The organism is Mucilaginibacter lacusdianchii, from assembly GCF_009770985.1.
In the GTDB taxonomy this organism is placed as follows: domain Bacteria; phylum Bacteroidota; class Bacteroidia; order Sphingobacteriales; family Sphingobacteriaceae; genus Mucilaginibacter; species Mucilaginibacter lacusdianchii.
This window is the reverse complement of record NZ_WSRW01000001.1, coordinates 424,705-443,107: the sequence shown is the minus strand read 5'-3', so window position 1 is coordinate 443,107 and position 18,403 is coordinate 424,705. Positions and strand designations below refer to the sequence as shown.

Here is an 18,403-nt window from a genome sequence, read left to right as displayed (position 1 = left end):
TTAAGATAAAAACACATGCTATATTACCTGTTTAGCTATTTGGACCGTAACTACAATATCCCTGGTGCAGGGGTGTTTCAGTACATTACGTTCCGTATGGCTATGGCGGTAATTGTATCGCTTATTGTAACCACCGTTTGGGGCCGCCGATTGATCGACTATCTGCGCTACAAACAGGTGGGTGAAACCGTACGTAACCTGGGTTTGGAAGGCCAGATGCAAAAAGCTGGTACGCCAACTATGGGCGGTATCATTATTTTGCTGGGTATCCTTATACCAACCCTGCTGTTTGCCAAGCTGGATAACATTTATATTATCCTGATGCTGGTAACTACAGTATGGTTGGGCGCTATCGGCTTTCTAGATGATTACATAAAGGTATTCAAGAAGAATAAAGAGGGTTTAGCTGGCCGCTTTAAAATTGTTGGTCAGGTGGGCTTGTCGCTGATTGTAGGCTGGACCATGTATTTTCATTCAGATATTGTAATGCGTCAGGAAGTAAAGCTGCCGGTTAAATATGATGCACCGGTAAACTTTCATATGAAGAACAATACACCGATTTATACGCAGGATATTAAATCAACCAAAACTACTGTACCGTTTTACAAAAACAACGAGTTTGATTACGCTAAGGTGTTAAAATTCATTGGTCCGGGTTATGAACACTATGCACTGCTGGTGTTTTTGCTATTTGTGATATTCATTATCACCTTCATTTCAAACGGCGCTAACATTACCGACGGTATTGATGGTCTGGCTACTGGTACTTCAGCTATTATTGGTGTTACATTGGCTATTCTGGCCTACGTATCGGGTAACGTTTTGATATCCGATTACCTGAATATTATGTACATCCCCAATTCGGGAGAGCTGGTGATTTTTGCCGGTGCTTTTGTGGGGGCTTGTGTAGGCTTTTTGTGGTATAATTCATTTCCGGCACAAGTATTTATGGGCGATACAGGTAGTCTGGCTATCGGCGGTATCATAGCCGTATTTGCAATAGTGATTCGCAAAGAATTAATGTTGCCTATACTATGCGGCGTGTTCCTGATTGAAAATGCATCGGTATTGTTGCAGGTAGGATATTTTAAGTTTACCAAAAAGCGGTTTGGCGAAGGTCGTCGTGTTTTTCTGATGGCGCCTTTACATCACCATTATCAAAAGAAAGGTTTTCATGAAGCCAAAATTGTAACCCGGTTTTGGATTATCGGTATCATGCTGGCCATTATTACCATGATCACTTTGAAGTTGAGATAGTAAAAGAACAAAAAACTAAATGAGCAAAACAAACAACATATCTAACCAGGCTAATTCCTTCTCTTTAAAAGGAGCAGGGGCAAGGCTTGTAGTGCTGGGCGCTGGCGAAAGCGGCGTAGGCGCTGCATACCTCGCTCAACAGCAGGGTTATGATGTTTTTGTTTCAGATTTTGGTGCTATTGCTGATAAATACAAACAACAACTGCAAGGTTGGAATATCCGCTTCGAAGAAAAGCAGCACACTGAAGAAGAAATCTTTAATGCAGCCGAAGTAATTAAAAGTCCGGGTATACCCGAAAAGGCGCCAGTTATACAAGCATTGCGCGAAAAGGGTATTTCAGTAGTATCTGAAATAGAATTTGCCGGCCGCTATACCAACGCAAAAATTATTGGTATTACCGGTTCAAATGGTAAAACTACTACCACCAGTTTAACTTACCACATCCTGAAAAATGCAGGTTTGAACGTAGGCCTGGCTGGTAACATTGGTAAAAGCTTCGCCTATCAGGTAGCTACGGAAAAATTTGAGTACTACGTGCTGGAGCTGAGCAGCTTTATGCTGGATGACATGTATAAATTCAGGGTAAACATTGCCGTGTTGTTGAACATCACGCCCGATCATCTGGATCGATACGATTACCAGATGGACAACTATGTGGCGTCTAAATTCCGCATCACGCAAAATCAGAAAGCAGATGATTATTTCATTTACTGTGTCGATGATGCCGAAACCGTAAAATATATGGCGGGCCGCACGTTTGCTGCGCAGCAATTGCCATTTTCTATAAAAGAAGAATTAGCGTTAGGGGCATACCTTAACGGAGAAGAGATAAATATTACTACACCAAAAAACCATCTTCAAATGACCATCAACAAATTGGCCCTGCAGGGTAAGCACAACATCTACAATTCAATGGCGTCCGGAATTGTGTCGAAAGTACTGGAATTGAGAAATCAGTCTATCCGGGAGAGTATGGGCGATTTTAAAAATGTTGAACATCGCCTGGAGCACGTAGCGCAAATTTCGGGTATCAATTTCATCAACGATTCAAAAGCAACCAACGTGAACTCAACCTGGTACGCCTTGGAAAGCATGCCTGGCGACGTGGTTTTAATTTTAGGCGGCGTTGATAAAGGTAACGATTACAATGAACTGCGCGACTTAGTGCAAAAGAAAGTAAAAGCCATCGTATGTATGGGTACTAACAATGGTCGCATTCATCAGGCATTTGCTGAAGATGTGAAAACTATTGTAGATACCGCTTCGGCAAAAGATGCTGTACAAGCGGCTTATCAACTGGCTAAAAAAGGTGATACTGTATTGTTATCGCCAGCCTGCGCCAGCTTTGACCTGTTCAAAAGCTACGAAGACCGTGGCGAGCAGTTTAAAAAAGCGGTAATGGAGCTGTAAGCACTTTTTGAACATACAACAGAATTAATATTAGCTGATTCGTAACATATACTAATTGGGTAAAAGATGGATAGGATTTTAAGCAGAACCAAGGGCGACCGCTGGATATGGCTTATTGTGATATTGCTTTCGGTGATATCGCTGCTGGCTGTATACAGTTCAACCGGAACGTTAGCTTATAAACGTGGGGTTGGAGCAGAGTCGATACTCATGAAGCATATGTTTATGATGATTGGTGGTATAGCGCTGATGTATATCTCCCATAAACTGGATTACCGGTATTATGCAGGTATTTCTAAATTGTTGATGGTTATTACTATACCGTTACTGCTTTATACATTGGTTTTTGGTAGCCACGTAAACGGTGCAAGCCGTTGGGTGGCCATCCCTGGCACCGGCTTAACGTTCCAAACTTCGGATTTGGCAAAGCTGGCCCTGATTACCTATCTGGCGCGGACATTATCGCGCAAACAGGAAAATATCAAGGATGTAAAGCAATCATTTGTACCTATTATGGGCTCGGTATGTATTGTTTTTATTTTGATTGCACTGGCCAACTTATCAACCGCGTTAATGCTTTTTGGTGTAAGCATTTTGTTGTTGATTATTGGTCGTATCAGTGTTAAGCAAATTGCTGTGGTGTGTTTGGCAGGGGCGGTACTTTTGACAGGTGTAATATTATTGGGCCCGCGTCGTAAAACATACTATTCACGTATCAATTCGTTTTTGCATCATGATAAAGCTGACCCGGATAAGTCGTTTCAGTCAGATCATGCTAAAATTGCGATAGCTACCGGCGGTATAGCTGGTAAAGGGCCGGGTAACAGTACCGAGCGTAACTACCTACCTCACCCATATTCCGACTTTGTGTATGCCACTATTGTTGAAGAGTATGGCATGTTTGGTGGGGTTGCTATTATTATGATATACCTGTTTTTGTTATACAGGTGTATTAAAATTGTAACTAAAGCGCCAAAAGCATTTGGTGCATTGTTGGCGGCTGGATTAAGTTTTAGCTTAACCATACAGGCGTTTGCTAATATGGCAGTTGCAGTAGGGTTGGGGCCAGTAACCGGTGTGCCGCTGCCTTTGGTAAGTATGGGTGGTACATCAATACTGTTTACCAGTGTAGCCTTCGGTATCATCTTGTCGGTAAGCCGCCACATTGATGAAAATGAGGAAAATAAAAAAATAGAAGTAAAAGAAAGCCGCAAGGTTGTAGTTGGACAAATAGTAGAGGCTTAACGCCTAACCCCTTAAATGGGGCACTTTTGTTTAAACTGAATATTATAATATATGCAAAACGGACAGGGAAATACGGCAAACAGCAAACAAGCCACTCAGGGGCGTGCGCTGCGTATCATCATTAGTGGTGGTGGTACAGGCGGGCATATATTTCCGGCTGTGTCTATTGCCAATGCGCTGAAAAAGCTGCGTCCGGATACGGAGATTTTGTTTGTTGGCGCCAATGGGCGTATGGAGATGGAAAAAGTTCCGGCGGCAGGTTACAAAATTATAGGTTTAGATATTCAGGGTATTCAACGCAAATCTATCCTTAAAAACCTGATGCTACCGTTTAAGCTAATAGGTAGTATTATCAAGGCAGGCAGTATCATTAAAGAATTTAAACCTGACGCAGCTGTTGGCGTAGGTGGTTATGCTTCTGGCCCGTTACTGTATGCGGCTTCGCAAAAAGGAGTGCCTACGCTGATACAGGAGCAAAATTCATATGCTGGCGTTACCAATAAATGGCTTAGCAAAAACGCAAAAAAAATATGTGTGGCTTTTGATGGCATGGACAAATTTTTTCCTGCTGCAAAAATCATCAAAACAGGTAACCCTGTACGGCGCGAATCCGTAAATACGGCCGGCAAACGCGAGGCTGCTTTTCAGGAATATAAACTGTCATCCGGAAAGAAAACCATATTGGTAACCGGTGGTAGCTTGGGGGCACGTACACTGAACAACAGCATACTGGCTAACCTGGATAAAATTATAGCCGCTGATGTGCAGCTGATATGGCAAACCGGAAAGGTGTATTATAAAGGCATCATCGAAAAGCTGGGCGAAAACTATCATCCAAACATCCGCATTATGGAGTTTGTAAACCGGATGGATTTAGCTTATGCCGCTGCCGACGTAATTATATCACGCGCCGGTGCCGGTACCATAGCCGAGCTATGCATAGTAGGTAAGCCGGTGTTGCTGGTGCCATCGCCTAACGTGGCCGAAGATCATCAAACAAAAAATGCGTTGGCATTGGTTGAACACCAGGCGGCGGTATTGGTAAGTGATTTAGAAGCCGAAGTGCAACTGGTGCCTCAGGCATTGGCGTTGTTAAATAACGAAGCTGAGCAAGCGCAATTGAGTGCTAACATCAGTAAGCTGGCTTTGCCAAATGCTGATGAGGTAATAGCGCAGCAGGTGATAGATATAATAAATACTAAAAAATAAGAAACACCTTATTACGAGAAACTGATAACATGGAATTGCAAAACATACGCAACGTTTATTTGATTGGCATTGGTGGTATAGGCATGAGTGGCCTGGCCCGCTATTTCCATCATATTGGTTGCATGGTTTGCGGTTACGACAAAACGCCAACGCATCTTACAGACGCTTTATCTGCAGAAGGCATATCAGTTATTTTTTCGGATAACACAAGTTTCATCCCGGCAGCATTTAATACACCCGACGAAAAAACGCTGGTGATTTATACACCTGCTGTTCCAAAAGACTTGAGCATCTTAAAATCTTTTCAAGACAGGGGTTTTGAACTATACAAACGTTCGCAGGTTTTAGGTATCATCAGCAAAGGCATGTTTACAGTTGCGGTTGCCGGTACACATGGTAAAACCACTACCTCAAGCCTTATTGCCCATATCTTAAAAGAGGCGGGTAAAGATTGCTCGGCATTTTTGGGTGGTATTACGGTAAATTACCAAAGCAATGTGTTGTATGGTAAATCTAATATCGTGGTGGTAGAAGCTGACGAATATGACCGTTCATTCTTGACCTTATATCCGGATATCGCCGTTATTACCTCAATGGATGCCGATCATCTGGATATCTATGGCAGTCCTGAGCAGTTAACGGAATCGTTCCAGTTGTTTGCTTCTCAGGTAAAAGAAGATGGCAAAATTGTAGTGAAAAAGGGGTTGCCTATAACAGGTGATCACTGCACATCATATAGCATTAAAGGCGAGCCGGCTGACGCTGTAGCAGAGAATATTAATATCAGGAACGGCGATTTCTATTTTGATTTTCTGAACCGCGATATGGTGATCGGCAATATCAAATTAGGCATTCCCGGAACACATAATGTGGAAAATGCTGTGGCTGCTATTCAGGTAGCATTGTACATGGGCTTGATGCCGCACCATATTAAAAATGCGCTGGCTTCATTTACAGGCGTAAAGCGCCGTTTTGAGTACATCGTGAAAAACTCGCGGCATATTTACATAGATGATTATGCTCATCACCCCGAAGAGTTGAGAGCCTGCTTGTCATCAGTTAAAAAGTTATATCCTGATCGTAAGCTTACTACAATATTTCAGCCGCACCTGTTTTCCCGCACGCGCGATTTTGCCGATGGTTTTGCCGAGGCACTTGATTTAACAGATGAGTTGTTGATGCTGGATATTTACCCTGCCCGCGAACTGCCCATTGAAGGTGTAAATTCAAATATGATTTTATCCCGCATGCAGTTAAAAAACAAACATTTGTGCGGTAGCATGCAGGATGTGATAGACCGTGTACACAAAGAAAAACCTGAGCTGCTGTTAACAGTAGGAGCGGGTGATATTGATCAAATTATTGAACCCTTAAAAAGTGCTTTGGGACATGTGGAGTAAGATACCGTGGAAACGCATTGGAATTGCATTTAGCTGGGTAGCCAGCTTAAGTGGGTTAATTGTGCTGATGAGTTTCATCGACAGCAAAAAAGCAGCAGAGGTGTGTAAAGCGGTAAACGTTTACATTCCAGGCACGCAATCGTTTATAGACCGCGATGAGGTAGATAACATTTTAGGCGTAAACAATCATCAGCTGGTAGGCCGCCAAATGAATACTATTAATATTCATGATCTGGAAAACAAACTGAAAGCAAATCCATTTATTGAGTCGGCTACCGTTTATGCCGATATGGACGGCATTATCCGTGTGGAAATTAGCCAACGGCAACCCATCATGCGCATCTTAAATCGTTTCGATCAAGATTTTTATATTGATCAGCACGGTTTAAAAATTCCGCTGTCCAGCAATTTTACTGCTCCGGTGCTGGTAGCCAATGGTAATATTGATGAGTTGTTTGCCAACAGGGTGGATAGCTTACATTCTGCATTAGCGAAAGGACTGTACAAAACTGCCGATTTTATTCGTAAGGATACCTTATGGAATGCACAGATAGCACAGATATATGTAAATCAGGATCATGAAATGGAGCTGGTTCCACGGGTTGGCAGTCACAAGATATTACTGGGCAATGCCGATTCGCTGGATACAAAGTTTCATAACCTTAAAATATTTTACAAGCAAGCCATTCCGCAAACCGGGTGGGACAAGTATAAAATTATCAACATTAAATACGCAAACCAGGTAATTGGCATTAAAAGTGAAAACTTTAAAGCCGATAGCGCTGGTAAGCATATTAATGTAACAAAACAGGATTCAACCAACAGCAACCTAACGGAAAACACATCCCAAAAAAATTGATTTATGGAAAAGAGTATACCACAGGAAAAGAGTTCGCCAATTGTAGTAGGGTTAGATATTGGTACCACCAAAATCTGCGCTATTGTTGGCCGCCGCAGTAAAAACGGCAAAATTGAAGTATTAGGAATAGGTAAAGCCGAGTCGGCAGGCGTTACCAGGGGGATGGTATCTAACATCGATAAAACTGTACAAGGCATAAACCAGGCGGTAGAAATTGCCGGTTCACAATCTAACGTAGAGATACGTGTAGTGAACGTAGGTATTGCCGGTCAGCACATTAAAAGCCTGCAACATCGCGGTTTAATTACCCGCCGTGATTTAAATTCCGAAATCAGCCGTAAGGATATAGAAAAGCTGATTGAAGATATGTATAATCTGGTAATGCCTCCGGGCGAGGAAATTATTCATGTGTTACCGCAAGAATTTACTGTAGATAACGAGCCAGGAATTAAAGACCCGATCGGGATGTCGGGTGTGCGTCTGGAAGCAAATTTCCATATCATTTCTGGGCAGGTTACGGCTATCAAAAATATCGTAAAATGTGTAACTAAAGCACATTTGGAAAGTCAGGAGCTGATTTTGGAGCCTTTGGCATCTTCAGAATCTGTACTGAGCGACGAAGAAAAAGAAGCCGGCGTGGTACTGGTGGATATTGGTGGTGGTACTACCGACGTAGCTATTTTTCATGAAGGCATTATTCGTCATACAGCGGTAATTCCGTTTGGTGGTAACAGTGTAACGGAGGATATTCGCGAAGGCTGTGCAGTAATGCGCAACATTGCCGAGCAACTAAAGGTAAGATTTGGTTCGGCCCTGGCAGATGAGAACCGGGAAAATGAAATTGTATGCGTACCGGGTTTGCGTGGCCGTGATGCAAAGGAAATTTCAGTTAAAAACCTGGCGTATATCATCCAGGCCCGTGTTGAAGAGATCATTGAGCATGTGTATTACGAAATCAAATCATCGGGTTACGAAAAGAAACTGATTGCGGGTATTGTTATTACCGGTGGTGGTGCACAACTGAAACACTTGCCGCAATTGGTAGAATATGTAACCGGTTTGGATTGCCGTGTAGGATACCCTAATGAGCACTTGGCCAAAAACGAAGTGTTACCCAAAAATACATTTGAAGAACTGCAAAGCCCAACTTTTGCCACTGGTATCGGTTTACTGATAAAAGGTATTCAAAAAATGGAATATAACAACCAGGCTTCGGTACAACCCGAAACCAAAACCGAAAAGCCGAAGTTTAATGCTGATGAGCGCCGGTTTGGTTTGTTGGGCAAAATACTGGAAACCGGTAAAAAATTCATCAAAGACGATATCAAGGACGAAGACTTTTTGAAGTAAAATACAATTGAAGTATTTATCTGAAAATGAAAAATATTTCAAAAATGTAACCGAAAAAAGTGTTAATATTACGATTGCGAAAATTAAATATCCACGAATTCACATATTCCTGAAAATAAGAGCCATGCAGTTTGAGATGTTAAAAGAAAAATCGTCAATCATCAAAGTAGTTGGTGTTGGCGGTGGTGGCGGTAATGCGGTAAACCACATGTATAGGCAAGGTATCACCGGTGTTGACTTTATAATTTGTAATACCGATGCGCAAGCTCTTGAGCTTAGCCCTATACCAAACAAAGTACAATTGGGTGCCAGCTTAACCGAGGGGATGGGAGCAGGTTCGATACCGGAAGTGGGTAAAAATTCAGCTATCGAAAATATTGAAGATGTAAAGCGCATGCTGGGCAACAATACCAAAATGTTGTTCATTACAGCAGGTATGGGTGGTGGTACCGGTACAGGTGCCAGCCCGATAATTGCCAAAGCCGCGCGTGAACTGGATATTTTAACTGTGGGTATCATCACAACGCCTTTCTCGTTTGAAGGGAAGCGTCGTAAATTGCAAGCCGAAGAGGGATTGGAAGAGTTGAAAAAATATGTAGACTCTTTTCTGGTTATTTCTAATGACAGAATGCGCCAGATTTATGGCAACCTTACTTTAGGTTCGGCATTTGCTATGGCCGATGATATATTAACTACAGCAGCCAAAGGTATTGCTGAAATTATCACACATCCGGGTTATATCAACGTCGATTTCAAAGACGTACGTACCGTAATGAAAGACAGCGGTGTGGCCATCATGGGTAGCTATTCTGCCGATGGTGACGACCGTGCTTCAAGAGCGGTACAAGGTGCTTTGTCATCTCCATTGTTAAAAGATAACCAGATTGAAGGTGCCCGTTATATTTTGTTAAATATCAGCTCTGGTACCGATCAGGAAGTTACCATGGATGAGGTAAGCATTATTACCGATTACATTCAGGAAGAAGCTGGCTTAGCAGCCGATTTAATTTGGGGTAACTGTGTCGATGAAGCCTTGGGTAACAAGCTTTCGGTAACCATCATTGCTACTGGCTTCCAAACTAAAGACGAGCGCGAAAAAGAGCACAATAACAAAAAGGTAGTATCTATGCTGATGCCAGAAAATACACCTTTGGTAAAACCGGTAAACGAATTTATCAAACCCGGCGCCACTCCAAAAGATACTGTTTATGCCAAGGCTACACCGCAGCAAAAGCAAAACGGTTTATTTGATATGTTGCCGCAAAACGAAGAGCCGGTTGTTGTACGCCACAGCCTAATGGCCGAAGAACCGCAACAGGCTCAGGAACCTGATAACGATGATTTTGTTTATAAGGTAACTGATTCGGTAATGAACTTTGAACAGGTTAAAGAAGTGGTGCAACAGCAGCCACAGCCTGAACCGCAGCAATTAGGTGCCGATGAAAATAAAACCGACGAGTCTATTGAGGAGCAATTGCGCAAATCTCGCGAGCGTATCTTACGTTTAAAAGATTTAAGCATGAAGCTGCGTAACGGCAATATCCAAGAAATGGAAAACGTTCCGGCTTATCGTCGTAAAGAGATTGCTTTGCAGCAAACGCCTGCTTCTGACGAGAGCCAGATTTCTAAGTTTTCATTATCTGATAATGATGGGAACACCGAAATTCGCAGAAATAACTCGTTTTTGCACGATAACGTAGATTAAAACACATAACAATATAAAAAGAAAGCCCTTACTTGAGTAAGGGCTTTCTTTTTATACCGATTTTAAACTGCCGTGTCATTCTTTCGTTATAAGCTATCATAATTAGTTATAACGATTGTTTCCGCTTTTATTTTAAACTATCTTTGTGTAGATATTAGACATTATATAGAGCATAGTGGATTTATTCGAGAAAATATCAAAAAATATAGGCGGCCCTATCGGTCAACACCAAAAATGGTCGCATGGTTACTTTTCATTTCCAAAATTGGAAGGTGAAATAGCATCGCACATGAACTTCAACGGCAAAGAGCATGTTGTTTGGAGTTTAAATAACTATTTAGGTTTGGCTAATCATCCCGAAGTACGGGAAGCTGACGCTAAAGCAGCGGCCGATTACGGTATGGCGTATCCAATGGGTGCCCGTATGATGTCGGGTAACACTATCCAGCACGAAACGCTTGAACGTGACCTAGCCACCTTCGTAGGTATGGAAGATGCTTTTTTGCTGAATTATGGTTATCAGGGTATGGTATCAATTATTGATACACTGGTAGATCGTAACGATGTAATTGTGTATGATGCCGAGTCGCACGCTTGTATTATTGATGGCGTACGTTTGCACATGGGTAAACGCTTTGTTTACCAGCATAATGATATCGCCAGCTTTGAAAAGCAATTGGAACGTGCCACCCGCTTAACAGAACAATCTGGCGGCGGCATTTTGGTAATTACCGAGGGCGTGTTCGGCATGTCGGGTGCGCAAGGTAAGCTGAAAGAAATTATTGAACTGAAAAGCAAGTACAACTTCCGTTTACTGATTGATGATGCTCACGGCTTTGGCACTATGGGTAAAACCGGTGCCGGTACGCACGAAGAGCAAGATTGTATTGAAGGTGTAGACGTTTACTTCGGTACCTTCGCTAAATCAATGGCAGGTATCGGTGCTTTTGTGGCGGCTAATAAAGATATTGTAAGCTTTTTGCGTTATAATATGCGCTCACAAACATTTGCTAAAGCATTGCCAATGCCAATGGTAATAGGTTTGCAAAAGCGTTTGGAATTGTTGAAATCTCAGCCGCAGTTGCGCGAAAAGCTATGGCAAGTAGCCACCGCCTTACAAAACGGTTTAAAAGAACGTGGTTTTGATATTGGTGTAACCAATACTATGGTAACTCCTGTATTTTTAAAAGGCGAATTATTTGAAGCCACTAGCCTTACTCGCGATCTGCGCGAGAACTATGGCATTTTCTGTTCAATTGTGGTGTATCCGGTCATCCCTAAAGGATTAATTATCCTACGGTTAATTCCTACTGCAACCCATACATTAGAAGATGTGCAACGTACATTAGATGCTTACAGCGAAGTGTCTGAAAAATTGAAAGCTGGTTTTTATAAGGAAAACAGCATGGTAGAAGCCTAATCAACAAACATAATATATTAAAGGCCTCCTAAATGGGAGGCCTTTTTTTGTAATGTGTTTTTATGAAAATTTGTTAATAAGGCTACATGGTAATGTTGCTTTATAGGCTTATGAGGGCGCTTTATATTTCAATGTAAAGGTTATCATTGCAAAAATGATAATTTAAGATGCTAATTGTTATTAATGAGTGTTTTAATTGTTGCCAAAAATTAATCAATAGGCTTCTTTTAATATTATAATTTAAACAAATGCTCATCATTCTCAGAAAACCCTCAAAAACAGCTTAAAACGCAGATTTCGCGGCGTGATTTTTTTTTTATTTCAAAAAACGCTTTAGATTAGCCGTATATAAATCAACAAACCTTAATCTTAAAAAGGAGTAATTTAAAATGGAAAAATTTACTGAAGTTAAAAACCTTATCGCTTCTCTAGAAGCTGATGCTGACAAATTTTACAATAAAGGTAACAGTGCAGCTGGTACCCGTGTACGTAAAGGTATGCAAGACCTGAAAAACCTAGCGCAAGCTATCCGCCTGGAAGTTCAGGAGTCTAAAAATAAAGCTGAAAAATAAGGTAAACTTTTACTACTCTATAAAAAAAGCCGGTTGTTTATTAACCGGCTTTTTTTGTATAGGCACATTTTTAGTGCAGCGTACTGCTAGTATTAAAATAATCTTTTCAGTTCGGCGTCAATACTTTCAGCTGCTTTAGCGCTTACTTGTACTAATGGTAAGCGCAGTGCATCACCACAAACGTTTAATTGCTTTAAAGCGGTTTTGATACCGCCCGGGCTACCTTCTGCAAACATTAGTCGGGTAAACTCAATCATCGAATAATGTGCTTGCTGTGCCGCTTTAAAATCGCCTGCTAAGCAAGTGCGAATCATATCAGAAAACTGGCGTGGCAAAGCATTGCCTACAACCGAAATGACACCCACGGCACCCATGGCAATCATAGGCAAGGTAACCGGATCATCACCCGAAATAAACAGAAAGTCTTCCGGTTTATCGCGCATAATTTGGTTGAACTGATCAAAATTGCCCGATGCTTCTTTAATACCGATGATGTTTTTAAAGTCGTTAGCCAGGCGCACGGTGGTTTCGGCACTTACATTGCTGCCGGTACGGCCCGGAACGTTGTATAACAGTATTGGCAAAGACGATGCTTCGGCAATGGCTTTATAGTGTTGGTAAATGCCCTCTTGAATTGGTTTGTTATAGTAAGGGCTGGCCGATAAAATAGCATCATAACCAGTGGTGTCAAATTGTTTTACTGCTTCAACCACCTCGTAAGTGTTATTGCCGCCTATACCCGCAACCAGGTTAACACGCTTATTTACTACCTCGGCGGTAAACGCCCATATCTTCTTTTTCTCTTCCTTACTCAATGTAGCGCTTTCGCCGGTGGTGCCTAATGATACCAGGTATTCTACACCACCGTCAATCAAATAGTTAATCAAGTTTTTCAGGCCGTTATAATCAACCTGTCCACTTTCATCAAACGGGGTAACCATGGCTACTCCGGTTCCGTGAAACATTTCCATGTTATGTAATTAAAAAGGCTGCTAAGATACGTTTTTGGTAATTAGTTACAGGTAAAATTATTGATAGCAAACGTTCTAAAAATTGAGGTCTAAACGCAGGCTCGATTTATCATTAATACCCCGGTTAAACGACCATCCATACAGCATGCGGAAATTTAAATACTTTACTCCTAAACCCAGTTCTGTATAATTTTTTAAATCAGGTGTTGTTAGATAATTAAGCACAATCAGCTCCTGCAGTTTAAGTTTGCGAACAACCGGAACTTTACTAAGCACTGCACCGCCAAAGGTATGTTCAATGTGGCCTTCTAAATATTTATCAGCGGTGCTATATTGATAATAATTGAGCATTAGAAACGCGTTGATACCACGTTGGTACAATACAATCTGGTTGCCTAAAAAGTGTTTATAATCCGGGTAATAAAGCTTGTTATTGTTCAGAAATTTGCCGGCGCCTATATAAAAAGAAAAATTACCCCATAACCCCAGGTTGATATTTTCTTTAGTAACGCTTGCCGAAAGCTGATCATAGTCAACATCAGAACCCAGTACATCTTTAATGCCCTTAGTGTACGATAACGCTACCGTAGGGTAGGGCGATGGCAAGTAATAGCGACCGGTTGGATAAGTTACGTATTTGTTGCTAAAGTTGTAGCTTGTGCGTACGTTGATTTTAAAAGACTGATTGCGATCAAATAGCGGAACATTCTCGCTATTGGGCACGAAAGGGTTATTGCTGGTATAATTTCTTTCTTTGTGAAATAAGCTGAAGTAATTGGTATTGTTGAGCCAGCGCCTGTCCGCAAATTCGGCCAGCACATTGCCTTGCCAGCCGCCTGCTATGCGGTGTGATAAGGAAATGGATGCAAAACGCTTGTCGTACAATTTTTGATAATTGCGACGGTACAGCAAGCTTGATACCATGTTGGAAAAAGGTGTAATCGGGTTGGTATTATTCAAATCTACCACATCGGTACCAACGTCAAAACCCCAGGTATAATTCTTAACGGGCACAATAGCATTTAATCCGCCATGTAGCTGCTGATTGCTAAAGCCATAGCGCAGGTATCCACCGAGCCGAAGATACTTGTTGTTGATACTATCGATTTGTTTGATGTAGCTGGCTCCATATTTAATGGCCGGTCCCTCAACCGTATTGTAAAACATCGAGCCAATAATGGGGTCTATCCTAAAAAACGATTTGTCGTAACGGTTACGAATGGTTACACCGGTTAGTAATATCTTACCTGGTGTAACTTTATTAAACGCACGGTCAAGCGAATCAAGGTACGGCTTCGACTCACGTTTTTGGGCCAGTACTTCTTTTTTGTTGTAATCAGTCTTTTCTTCGTCGGTAAGCGGGATAGGGCGGGCTTGTTGCCAGTAAGTGCTATCCTTTTTATTTACACCCGTGGGTACACGCATTACCTCAGCAAACTGCTTTTTGCTAAGGTTAGGATTGATATCGTAATTTTTATACAATATCACAAAGTAACCGCCAAGCCTAAAGCCAAACAAACCGCCACTAAAATCAAAACGGGTAAGCGATGGCATCCAGGCTTTGCGCTCAACCGGAATAAACTGCTGCTTTACCCGAATCGTATCAGCAAAGTTGATACCGGCCGATTTGTTGAGTTCCAAATCTAAGCTGTGCAGGCGCCAGCTGTCTTCCATAATATAGATATAACCGGTAAAAGCAGGATCGTATTGACGTTTGGGCGTAACGCTTATTTTGTTGATAGTCTCACCGTTTTCAACCGTTAAGCCCATCCATTTATAATTGTAAAAAGATAACGCATTATCTGCAATAGGCGACACTAGCGGACGGTTGCTGATACCTTCCCAGGTTTGCAGGTTATCGTAAAAGTTCACATTCAAATCAGACGCCCGGTTGATACTGAATGCCCGATTGCTGCCTGATACTTTAGAAGATATCATTTCCTCGTGCGTAAGGTTGGGCTGCATAAAGCTATATTTAGATTCCGACTCAGACAGGTACACAATACCTTGTCGATTAGAATCCAACCCCATTTCCCGCGTCATTTGACCAATATCCCGGCCCATAAAGCGCTTGGGTGCAGCCAGTAGCTTTTGCAAACCTTTAATGTAGGTGTCACATGTGTAAGCCTGCACCTCATGCAAATAGCCCTTGCGTTTGCGGATGGCTTTGCGAATGATGGCATAGGCAGGGTCTTCGCCACCAGCCTTAACCGTTACATTTTGCAGTTGATAAGCCTCGCCCGCTAGTATGATATTAATGGTTTGGTTGCCCTGAACGTTTACCTCGCGGCTTTCCTGCCGGTAGCCGATAGCTTTAAACAGAAAATTGTAAGTGCCATTATTTAGTCCGAGCGTAAAGCGCCCTTCGCTGTTGGCCGACGTGCCTTTACTGGTACCTTTAACTAATACCGTTGCAAACGGTACAGGATAGCCGTTATTATCTTTAATGGTTCCGCTTAAAACAGATTGCTGTGCAAAAGCTTGTAGAGTGGTTATGAAAAATAGCAGTGTCGATAAGATAACTTTCATTCTTGCAATTAAGGGGGTTGACGCCTACAAGATGAGAATATTTTAAAGAAAAATGGAGGTGTGGAAAATGTTAAATTTTGTTAAAGCTATTTCATTTGGTGGTATAAATTAAGGCATATATTGCTATTTAAGATTAGGCTATTTTCAGAATTGACACCATTCAATTTTAGGATTTAACTAAAATGTTGATACATATTTAATATCTACCTACAAATCTTAATAGTTAGCCATTGTAAACTATCTATCGATATTACTTTTATAAAAATTCACTTTTTTGATAGAATGGTATAACTTTTTGCCAGAAATACGTAGAATTAAACCTGCAATAGTTTTACAGCAACATGTAAATAAGTTAAATGAAACATCTATCCTTCATCACTATATGAAATCGGTTACCCACTACCCATCGGCTATATGGTACCGCTACAAAAATTTTGTAGAACAAGCGGTAGGAACTCATGATACCGATGATATTAATGACATAGAGTACTGGCGCGAAAAGATGCTTACCAATTGCATCCTTTATGCAATACCGGTAAGTTTTTTAGCGTTAATTCCCAGCGTAAGTGTTTTGGTAGATGCGGGGTACCAGTTTTTACCCCTATTTGATGTTTTTATGGTAATAGCTATTACGCTGGTTACCTTCAATAAGCGCATATCCTTGCGTTTTCGTAAAACTTTTATTGTGGTAATGTTTTACCTGCTGGCCACAACGCTTATGGGTACGTTGGGTTCGTTTGGTATTGGTAGCATTTATTTGCTGGCTTTATGTGTATTCATTTCGCTGTTATACTCGTCAAGGTCTGTGTTTTGGTCAATCATAGCTAATATTACGGTATATGCTGGCTTTGCAGTGGTAATGTACTTAAAGTTGTTCGATACGCCCCTTATAAAACATTACAGTGTCGGCTTTTGGATAGCCTATTCATGTAACTTTATTTTTTTGAATATTGCTACGGTAGTTCAGGTTCGGCACGTAATTAACAAATTAGAGAACAATATAGCACAAGAAGCCAAATTACGTCAGGATTTGGAAGTGGAAATTGGCGAACGTGTGCGCCGTACCGAACGGCTGGCAGAATCGGAAGAGCACTACAAGACCTTGTTTCACCACAATCCCTCACCCATGTGGATTTATGATGTCGACACGCTGGCATTTTTGCAGGTCAACGAGTCGGCCATGTACAAGTACGGATACACGCATGAAGAATATATGGGCATGACTTTAAAAGATATCAGGCCGGAGGGGCAGGTAGATGAGCTGTTTGCTATGTTGAAACGAGAACAACACGCCACCGCACCCACCCGAAACACGGCAATTCATCGGCGTAAAAACGGCGAGGAGTTTTATGTAGATGTGCGTTGTAATGCCATACCGTTTAGAGGTAAGAACGCACGCCTGGTTATCGCCAATGATATATCAGCACAAATTAAGCATTTGCAGGACATTGAAAAACAAAACCATAAGCTGCAGCAAATAGCGTTTATGCAATCGCACATTGTAAGGGCGCCTTTGTGCCGTATAATGGGGTTGGTAGACTTAATTATGAAATATAAAGAGAACGGGGTTGATTATGAGATGATGGAGTATTTAAATATATCGGTTAAGGAGCTGGATGAAGTAATTAAAACCATTATTCTTACAACTGATAATTCAGATCAGGACCCGGAGGAAATAGCTTCATGATAAACCTCCTACTCATCTAATTCATGTAATGTACGTTTAAGTGCTCATGGTTTGAGTATTCAATTTACCACAAATTTGTTACTTAAACCATCAGCCATATTTTTCATCTATTCATAAAACAAAGAATAAAAAAGATGAAAAAGTTCATAAAATCAATTTCACTGGTAACCTTAGTGGTTGCCGCATTTGCAGTTGGTGCACAAGCACAAACCAAAACAGACAGTGTTAAAGTTAAGCGTCACCGCTTCGGTGCACATGCACAGGGTGCGGCTGACAGCAGCAGGGTAGGGCATCATCGTTTTGCCGCTTTTAAAGCTTTTAAAGATAAACTAACTGCCGACCAGCAGGCTATGTTGAAAACTAACCATAAAAAGCAAAAAGAAGCCATGAAAGCTTTCCGTGCTACACTGACTGCCGACCAGAAATCGGTAATGAAAGATAAAGCTTTGTCACGTAAAGATCGTCATACCAAATTGACATCTTTGCTAACTGCCGATCAGAAAAAAATGATGGCTGCCAACCGCGAATTGCGTAAAGCCAACCGCCAAGCTTTTTTAGCCACCTTAACTGATGCGCAAAAAGCGGAGATGAAAGAAATGTTTAAAGGCCGCCGCGAGCATGGCGGGTTCCGTCATCACAAAGCAGATAAAACTGATAAAGTCTAATTGTTAGCATGATGTTTCATAGAGCTGCCTATAACCTGCAAGGGTTAGGGCAGCTTTTTTGTTTTGTGGCATATTGAAGTATCGGGCGTATTGGTTTACAGTTTGGAAACAACGGGTGACGTC

14 protein-coding genes are annotated in these 18,403 nt (G+C 41.6%); 12 read left to right on the top strand and 2 right to left on the bottom strand.

Annotated elements, in window-relative coordinates; all coding sequences use genetic code 11:
- Positions 1–15: 15 nt before the first annotated feature.
- The 10 genes from mraY (at position 16) to GPM24_RS02015 (ending at position 12,428) form a co-directional block, all read left to right on the top strand.
- Entirely contained in the window at positions 16–1,257 is a 1,242-nt protein-coding gene (gene mraY / locus GPM24_RS02060; RefSeq protein WP_158825075.1) for a phospho-N-acetylmuramoyl-pentapeptide-transferase, read from the top strand.
- Positions 1,258–1,276: 19 nt separating this feature from the next.
- On the top strand, positions 1,277–2,668 hold the full coding sequence (gene murD, locus GPM24_RS02055) for a UDP-N-acetylmuramoyl-L-alanine--D-glutamate ligase (RefSeq protein WP_158825074.1): 1,392 nt from the start codon (positions 1,277–1,279) through the stop codon (positions 2,666–2,668).
- A gap of 66 nt (positions 2,669–2,734) precedes the next feature.
- Positions 2,735–3,913, top strand: a complete 1,179-nt coding sequence (locus GPM24_RS02050) for an FtsW/RodA/SpoVE family cell cycle protein (protein WP_158825073.1) — start codon at positions 2,735–2,737, stop codon at positions 3,911–3,913.
- Between the two features lie 51 nt (positions 3,914–3,964).
- Positions 3,965–5,122 carry an undecaprenyldiphospho-muramoylpentapeptide beta-N-acetylglucosaminyltransferase gene (gene murG, locus GPM24_RS02045; RefSeq protein WP_158825072.1) on the top strand — a complete coding sequence of 386 codons (1,158 nt, stop codon included), beginning with the start codon at positions 3,965–3,967 and terminating at the stop codon, positions 5,120–5,122.
- 29 nt (positions 5,123–5,151) lie between these two features.
- Positions 5,152–6,522, top strand: coding sequence for a UDP-N-acetylmuramate--L-alanine ligase (gene murC / locus GPM24_RS02040; RefSeq protein WP_158825071.1), 1,371 nt, complete (start codon positions 5,152–5,154; stop codon positions 6,520–6,522).
- A complete protein-coding gene (locus tag GPM24_RS02035) occupies positions 6,512–7,381 on the top strand; it encodes a cell division protein FtsQ/DivIB (RefSeq protein ID WP_158825070.1) in 870 nt (289 codons plus the stop codon). Before murC ends, GPM24_RS02035 begins: the two co-directional genes overlap by 11 nt.
- Before the next feature lie 3 nt (positions 7,382–7,384).
- On the top strand, positions 7,385–8,731 hold the full coding sequence (ftsA, locus tag GPM24_RS02030; protein ID WP_199269678.1) for a cell division protein FtsA: 1,347 nt from the start codon (positions 7,385–7,387) through the stop codon (positions 8,729–8,731).
- Between the two features lie 124 nt (positions 8,732–8,855).
- Positions 8,856–10,436, top strand: a complete 1,581-nt coding sequence (gene ftsZ / locus GPM24_RS02025) for a cell division protein FtsZ (RefSeq protein WP_158826022.1) — start codon at positions 8,856–8,858, stop codon at positions 10,434–10,436.
- Positions 10,437–10,611: 175 nt separating this feature from the next.
- Positions 10,612–11,856 (top strand): aminotransferase class I/II-fold pyridoxal phosphate-dependent enzyme, encoded by a 1,245-nt coding sequence (locus GPM24_RS02020; protein WP_158825069.1) that lies wholly within the window; start codon positions 10,612–10,614, stop codon positions 11,854–11,856.
- Positions 11,857–12,245: 389 nt separating this feature from the next.
- Positions 12,246–12,428 carry a BF3379 family histone-like protein gene (locus GPM24_RS02015; RefSeq protein ID WP_158825068.1) on the top strand — a complete coding sequence of 61 codons (183 nt, stop codon included), beginning with the start codon at positions 12,246–12,248 and terminating at the stop codon, positions 12,426–12,428.
- A 92-nt stretch (positions 12,429–12,520) separates the two neighbouring features.
- Here the strand turns inward: GPM24_RS02015 and dapA are convergent, their stop codons facing one another.
- Both dapA and GPM24_RS02005 read right to left on the bottom strand, forming a co-directional pair.
- The gene (gene dapA / locus GPM24_RS02010; RefSeq protein ID WP_158825067.1) at positions 12,521–13,399 is read right to left on the bottom strand and encodes a 4-hydroxy-tetrahydrodipicolinate synthase; all 879 of its coding nucleotides are present in this window, start codon (positions 13,397–13,399) and stop codon (positions 12,521–12,523) included.
- A gap of 75 nt (positions 13,400–13,474) precedes the next feature.
- Entirely contained in the window at positions 13,475–15,928 is a 2,454-nt protein-coding gene (locus tag GPM24_RS02005; protein ID WP_158825066.1) for a DUF5686 and carboxypeptidase regulatory-like domain-containing protein, read from the bottom strand.
- Between the two features lie 382 nt (positions 15,929–16,310).
- On the opposite strand from GPM24_RS02005, the gene GPM24_RS02000 reads away from it, so the two are divergent.
- Together GPM24_RS02000 and GPM24_RS01995 are read left to right on the top strand one after the other, a co-directional pair.
- Positions 16,311–17,615: a PAS domain-containing protein gene (locus GPM24_RS02000; RefSeq protein ID WP_158825065.1), complete on the top strand. Its 1,305-nt coding sequence runs from the start codon at positions 16,311–16,313 to the stop codon at positions 17,613–17,615.
- A 134-nt stretch (positions 17,616–17,749) separates the two neighbouring features.
- The gene (locus GPM24_RS01995; protein WP_158825064.1) at positions 17,750–18,280 is read left to right on the top strand and encodes a hypothetical protein; all 531 of its coding nucleotides are present in this window, start codon (positions 17,750–17,752) and stop codon (positions 18,278–18,280) included.
- Positions 18,281–18,403 lie beyond the last annotated feature (123 nt).